Raw genomic sequence first — 5838 nt, 5'->3', positions numbered from 1 at the left:
CACGGCCGGGCAGCTGGGCACGGCTGTCGCCGGTGGCGAGCGCGGTCGCAGCGGGCGTGCTCACTGTCCACACCGCCGTGAACGCCCGCCTGTTGCGGGTCCCGCCGAGCGCCGAGCCGGTGGCCGAACTGGTGAGCGTGTTGCTGCCGGTGCGCGACGAAGTCGAGCGGGTGGTCCCATGCCTGTCGGCGGTGCTGGCATCGGTCGCGCTCCCCCACCTCGAAGTGATCGTCTATGACGATGCCTCCACCGATGGAACCGCGGAGCTGGCAGGCGGGATGGCCGACCGTGACGGCCGCGTCCGGGTGGTTCACGGCAGCACAGTGCCGGTCGGATGGCTCGGCAAACCGCACGCGTGCGCCCGGCTCGCCGACGCGGCCCGGGGAAACGTGCTGGTCTTCATCGACGCGGACGTCACCGTCGCCCCGGACGGAATCGCCCGGACGGTCGGATTGCTGCGCGCGACCGGCCTCGACCTTGTCTCGCCCTACCCCCGTCAGGACGCCCACACCCTCGCGGAACGGCTGGTTCAGCCGCTCCTGCAGTGGTCGTGGCTCGCGCTCCTGCCGCTGCGGCTGGCTGAACGGTCCCCGCGGCCGTCGTTGTCCGCAGCGAACGGCCAGCTCCTGTGCGTCGACACGGCTGCCTATCACCGGGCCGGTGGACACACCCGCGTCCGTGACCATGTCCTCGAGGACATCGCGCTCCTGCGGGCGGTGAAGGCCGCGGGCGGGCACGGGGTCGTCGCAGACGGAACGGACATCGCATATACCAGGATGTACAACGGCTGGCCGGCCCTGCGTGACGGCTATGCCAAGTCGCTGTGGGCCGCCGGCGGGAACATCGGCGCAAGCGCCGGCCAGGTCGGCGTCCTGGCCTGGCTCTTCGTGCTTCCGGCGATTGCCATGATGCGCGGTTCCCGGGCGGGCCTTGCCGGTTATGTCGCGGCAGTGGCCAGCCGGGTGATCGCGGCACGGCGCACCGGCGGCCGGGCGTGGCCCGACGCCCTGGCGCACCCGCTGTCCATCTGCGTGTACGGCTACCTGACCGCCTTGTCCTGGATTCGACGGCTACACGGCACCGCCACCTGGAAGGGCCGTCGCGTCTGACCGGTGAAAAACGGTGATGCAGCTGGTGAACGGCACACGATGGGAGCCCGATGTCGGGCATCCAACCGCTACGGTCTGCTTTGTGTACGATGTCCGTTCCCTTGGCCCACCCGACGCCGTTCCGCCGCTGTCGAGCGCTGGGGCCGCCGTGGGCGGGCTGGTCACCGTCACCGCTGTGACTCTCACGGTCGTCTTCGCCGACGCACCGGGCCTGCGTACATGGTGCACGATCTTTCTGGCCGTGACGGTTCAGGCGTTCCCCTTCCTCGTTCTCGGCGTGCTCATCAGCGGCGCGGTGGCCGCGTTCGTCCCCGACGGCGCGTTGGCCCGGGTACTGCCGCGCCGGGCCGTGCTCGCCGTGCCGCTGGCCGGGGTATCCGGCGCGTTGTTGCCTGGATGCGAATGCAGCTCGGTGCCCGTCGCCAGACGCCTCATCGACAGCGGAGCGCCACCGGCGGCGGCGTTGACCTTTCTACTGGCGGCGCCGGCCATCAATCCGGTCGTGATCGTCGCAACCGCCGTCGCCTTTCCGAACAACCCGCGGATGGTCCTGGCGCGGTTCATCGCCTCGCTGCTCGCGGCCATCATTGTCGGGTTGATCTGGCACCGGTTCGGCGTACCGATTCTGAAACAGAACGACACCGCCCCCGACGGAGATCATCATGGGGGACGCGGTGGCGGCCTGCGGCTGCGCCGGCTCGCCGATGTCGCCGGTCACGACTTCCTCCACGCCGGCGGCTTTCTCGTCCTCGGCGCGGCGCTGGCCGCGACGCTCAACGTCGTGGTGCCGCGATCGGCGCTGGACGCGGTGGCGGGCGCCGGCATCCTCACAGTGATCGCTCTTGCGGTGCTGGCGGTTGCGCTGGCCGTCTGCTCCGAGGCGGACGCGTTCGTCGCCGCGAGCCTGTCCCAGTTCCCACTGACCGCGCGACTGGCCTTCCTCGTCGTCGGACCGATGATTGACGTCAAATTGATCGCCATGCAGGTGGGGACCTTCGGTCGCCAGGTGACCTCACGGTTCGCGCCGGTGACCTTTCTCACCGCAGTCATGACCGCGGCCGTGGTCGGGACGGTTGTGCTGTGACGCACAGTGACCTTGATGGCAACGCCCTCGACGCCCTCGACGCCCTCGACGGGCGCACGGGTCTTGACACCGACGATGACCACAAGACCACCGAGGCCGGCGCCGGAACCCACATCGGCCCGATCGGCGGACTCCTGCTGCTCATCATGGGCATCACCTTCCTGCGACTCGCGCAGACCGGCGCCTACACGTCCTACGTGCGGGTAGGCATGCGCATCCCGCTGCTGGCCGCCGGCGGGCTGGTGACCCTGCTCGGCGCGGTCGCCCTGGTGCGCTACGCCAGCGCCGGCAACCATGACCAGACACAATCCGCCCACCGGCACGGTCCACCGGGCGTGGCGCTGTTGCTCCTACTGCCCGTCGCCGTGATCTACGTGGTCGCCCCGCCGTCCTTGGGCGCCTTCAGCGCGAGGCGTGCCACCATCACCGTGCCACCACCGCGGGCTGTCCCCTACGGGCCGCTGCACCCGGGACCGGACGGGATCGCCACCCTCCCCATGCGGGAGATCGTCGAACGGACGTACGACCGCGGCCGGTCGCTTGCCGGGACGACCGTCCAGATGACCGGTTTCGTGGCGGTACCCGAGGGCCGGCAGATCCTACTGACCCGATTCGTGATCCGGTGCTGCGCCGCTGACGCCGAAGCCGCGGCCGTTGATCTCACGCTTCCAGACGGCGTTGCCGCACCCGCCGAAAACACCTGGGTGACGGTACTGGCGACCTGGGACGGCAGCATTCCCGATCATGGTAGGCCGAAATTTGCGGCACGCACACTGGACGTCATTCCAACCCCGGTCGATCCGTACGAGACATAACCGCCATGCCGGTGGGCTCGCCGGTACGGCGAATCGACCGGGACATTTCCGCGCGGCCATGAGCGCCGCGAATTGTTCACCGGACAGTAGGCCTCCTGTGCGGCTGGAGCCGCCACCGGTCAATAGCCTTCTCGCCGCCCGACTCACTTTCTCCTACCGTCCATCGGGGCCGCCGACGGCGCCGGCTGCATATGCAGCAGCGATCGCGCAGTCGTCGGCCGACCCACTCAGAACGGAGCAGCATGAGTTTTCTCTCGTCCCGACGCGCCCGCTGGGGCGTCGTCGGTGTCGCCGGTGTAGCCGCGGCGACGTTAGCCTTCGTGATGCCGGCGGCTGCGACTTCACAGTCGAACCAGGGGCGCCGCGGCTCCCAGGTCGAAGTACAGATACTCGGGTTCAACGACTTCCACGGCAACCTGCGCCCGCCGACAGGTAGCGGCGGGAAGATCGGCAGCGTGGACGCGGGTGGCGCCGTCTATCTCGCGACCTGGTTGAAGAAGCTTCGGGAAGGTAACCCCAACTCCGTCACCGTCTCCGCCGGTGACAATGTCGGCGCCAGCCCGTTGATTTCTGCTCTCTTTCACGACGAGCCGACGATCAACATCTTCAACGAGATGGGCGTCGACATCAGCAGCGTCGGGAACCACGAGTTCGACGAGGGCAAGGACGAACTGCGCCGGTTGCAGCGCGGCGGCTGCCACCCGGTGGACGGCTGCCAGCTCGGCTGGTTCGGCGGCGCGGATTTCGAATACCTCGCGGCCAACGTCATCGACGTACATCGGGACCGGCCGCTGTTCAAGCCGTGGACGGTGCGGCGGTTCCAGGGCGTACCGGTCGGGTTCATCGGAATGACCCTGAAGGACACCCCGACCATCGTCACCGCCGAGGGCGTCAAGGGCCTGCGTTTCGATGACGAGGTGGCTACGGCGAACGCCGCCGCCGCCCAGCTCAAGCAGGCTGGCGTACACACGATCGTGCTTCTCATCCACCAGGGCGGGGCGCAGGCGAGCACCGGTACCTATGACGGCTGCACCGGCCTTTCCGGACCGATCGTCGATATCACCAAGAAGCTGGACCCGGAAATCTCGGCGGTCGTTTCTGGCCACACCCACCAGGCATACAACTGTGTCGTGGACGGTCACCTGGTCACTCAGGCCGCGTCCTTCGGCCGGGCCCTCACCGACATTCACCTGACCATCGACAGGAAGTCGGACACCGTCGTCAGCGCCACCGCCGCAAATCACATTGTGACGCGCGACGTCACTCCTGACCCCGATGTCAGCGAACTCGTGGACGAGTACGGTGCGAAGTCCGCGACTCTGGAAAACAGGGTCATCGGGCGCATCACCTCCGACCTCACCCGTACCGCCTCACCGGCTGGCGAAACCCCGATGGGCGATGCCATCGCCGACGCGCAGCTGGCCGCGACGAGCTCCGCGACCACCGGTGGCGCGGTTGCCGCGTTCATGAACCCCGGCGGTGTGCGGGCGGACCTCACCTACGCCCCGTCCGGTGCCGAACAGCCCGGTGAGGTGACCTACGGCGAGGCCTTCACCGTTCAGCCGTTCAACAACCTGCTCACCGCGATGACCATCAGCGGGGACGCCATCAAGCGGGTGCTGGAACAACAGGCCACGACCAACCGGATTCTCCAGCCCGCCGGAATCACCTACAGCTACAGTACAAGCGCACCCGTCGGCTCGAAGGTGAGCAACGTGGTCATCGGCGGGCAGCCGCTGAACCCCGCGGCCTCCTACCGGATCACTGTCAACAACTTCCTCGCCGGCGGCGGTGACGGGTTCACCGTCTTCACCGAGGGCACCAACATGGTAAACCAGGGCATCGACCTGGATGCGTTCGCCGCCTACCTGGCTGCCAACTCACCGCTGGCACCGCCGGTCACCAACCGGATCACGCTGGTGCCGTAACAGTCGATCCCCGCGTCCGGGCCTGGTCTGCCTCAGCGGGCACCAGGCCCGGACGCTCTACCGCATGATGATTCGCCCGACCGGCTAGGATCTTGAACCCGGAGGTGGCAGTCCCGTGCGGATCGCGCTCAGCCAGATCGTCGCCGACCTCGACCCGAAGGCGAACCTCGACATCGTCCATGGCCAGGCGCTCCACGCGGCGGAGCAGGACGCGCGGATCGTGGTCTTCCCCGAGGCGACGATGGCCCGCTTCGGAGTGCGGCTGCGACCCGTCGCCGAACCGTTGGACGGCCCCTGGGCCGGCGACGTTCGCCGGATCGCGGCGGAGGTGGGCATCGTGGTCGTCGCCGGGATGTTCACCCCCGCGCCCGACGGGCGTGTCACCAACACGCTGTTGGTCACCGGGCCCGGCGTCGATACAAGCTACGACAAGATCCATCTGTACGACGCGTTCGGCTTCACCGAATCCCGCACGGTCGCCCCCGGATCCCAGGTGGTGACCGTGGACGTCGACGGGGTCCGGATCGGCCTCGCCACCTGCTACGACGTACGCTTCCCCGAGCTGTTCCGCGCCCACGCCGACGCCGGTGCCCTGGTCTGCCTGCTGCCGGCGTCGTGGGGCGCTGGACCGGGTAAGCGTGAGCAGTGGGACCTGCTGATCCGCGCTCGGGCACTCGACGCCACCGTCTGGCTCGCCGCCGTGGGTCAGGCCGATCCGAGCTCGGTCGGTGTCGAGACGTCCGCGACCGCTCCCACCGGCATCGGCTTCAGCGCCGTCGTCGGCCCCGACGGCTCGATCCGTGAGCAGCTCGGCGCCGAACCCGGCATGATCATAGCGGAGCTGGACATCGACGAGGTCACGGCAGTGCGCCAGAAGATCGCGGTCCTTGACAACCGCCGGC

General features: G+C 68.6%; 5 protein-coding genes. All 5 read left to right on the top strand.

Annotated elements, in window-relative coordinates; genetic code table 11:
- Positions 1-23: 23 nt before the first annotated feature.
- Complete coding sequence (locus tag U9980_RS20270; protein ID WP_416210337.1) at positions 24-1109, top strand: glycosyltransferase; 1086 nt, start codon at positions 24-26, stop codon at positions 1107-1109.
- 148 nt (positions 1110-1257) lie between these two features.
- Complete coding sequence (locus U9980_RS20265) at positions 1258-2193, top strand: permease (RefSeq protein WP_416210336.1); 936 nt, start codon at positions 1258-1260, stop codon at positions 2191-2193.
- The gene (locus U9980_RS20260; protein ID WP_322769362.1) at positions 2190-3008 is read left to right on the top strand and encodes a TIGR03943 family putative permease subunit; all 819 of its coding nucleotides are present in this window, start codon (positions 2190-2192) and stop codon (positions 3006-3008) included. Before U9980_RS20265 ends, U9980_RS20260 begins: the two co-directional genes overlap by 4 nt.
- Before the next feature lie 242 nt (positions 3009-3250).
- On the top strand, positions 3251-4936 hold the full coding sequence (locus U9980_RS20255; RefSeq protein ID WP_322769361.1) for a bifunctional metallophosphatase/5'-nucleotidase: 1686 nt from the start codon (positions 3251-3253) through the stop codon (positions 4934-4936).
- A gap of 115 nt (positions 4937-5051) precedes the next feature.
- Positions 5052-5838 (top strand): carbon-nitrogen hydrolase family protein (locus tag U9980_RS20250; protein ID WP_322769360.1); only part of this gene is annotated, 787 nt, incomplete at its 3' end.

Origin of the sequence: Protofrankia sp. Cr1 (genome assembly GCF_963555865.1) — a bacterium.
Lineage (GTDB): Bacteria > Actinomycetota > Actinomycetes > Frankiales > Frankiaceae > Protofrankia.
Note: the sequence above shows the minus strand (reverse complement) of the source record. Positions and strands in the feature narration are given on the sequence as shown.